The 817-nt window shown below is 43.6% G+C and carries 1 protein-coding gene; it reads right to left on the reverse strand.

Annotated features, from left to right (window positions below; translation table 11 throughout):
- Positions 1–726, reverse strand: a 726-nt coding sequence (locus tag TW77_RS23695; protein ID WP_046007444.1) for an ISAs1 family transposase, incomplete at its 3' end; no start/stop codon positions are given.
- Positions 727–817 lie beyond the last annotated feature (91 nt).

The raw sequence follows: 817 nt of genomic DNA on the forward strand, positions 1-817 counted from the left end.
AGGCAGTTTGTCTGCCTTCAGAGCATAAGTGATTCGTGTTTCCTGGCGTCCATGACCATTGCTGACTTGTACATCCTCAGGCAAATTCTCCTCTTGTTCAAAGGCTGCTTCAAAACATGAAGTGACTGCTTTATATAGTGTTTTCTGATTTGCTTTGACCTGAACCAGATAGTCAGCCCCTCTTGAAATCAGTGCTGAGAGTGTCGCTTTCTGACAATGTAGCGCATCTAGTGTGACGATAGAATCTGAAATATCGAGCACATCCAATAAGGCCCTAACTGCCGGTATTTCATTAGATTTACTTTCTACTGTACGCTGATACAAAGTTAAACCAGACTCACAGTCAAAAGCAGACACCAAGTGTAAGTTATCCTCACGTTTTTTACTGGCACCGCGTAGGGTTTTGCCATCAAACGCAATGATTGGCTTGCCAGACTGAAAGCGCTGTTCGTTGACCCAACTGAACAAGGCCAAAACCAGCGAGTCAGTCTCCACTGTTTTAAGAATTCGTGCAATGCTATGTCGCGTTGGAATACCGTGCTTAAATGCTCTGAATTGCCTGAGCCAGGGCAGTTTACTGTGCCCGAACACTTCGATATCTTTCCAGCCTTCACAACCGGATAAAACTGCCGAGATGATAAGAAACAAAACATCAGTAAGATCATGATGTTGATTGATAGGCGAACGCTTATCTTCAACAAGTTCAAGGTGGCTAAATAACGACATAGTTAACAAGTAGATAGTGATAATGTGGGCGTTATTAGATCAGAAAAAAGGCGGGTGTTAAAGCCTTTTTACAAAGTGCGATCCCGCCGTG

It is taken from the genome of Pseudoalteromonas rubra (assembly GCF_000967655.1).
GTDB lineage: Bacteria > Pseudomonadota > Gammaproteobacteria > Enterobacterales > Alteromonadaceae > Pseudoalteromonas > Pseudoalteromonas rubra_A.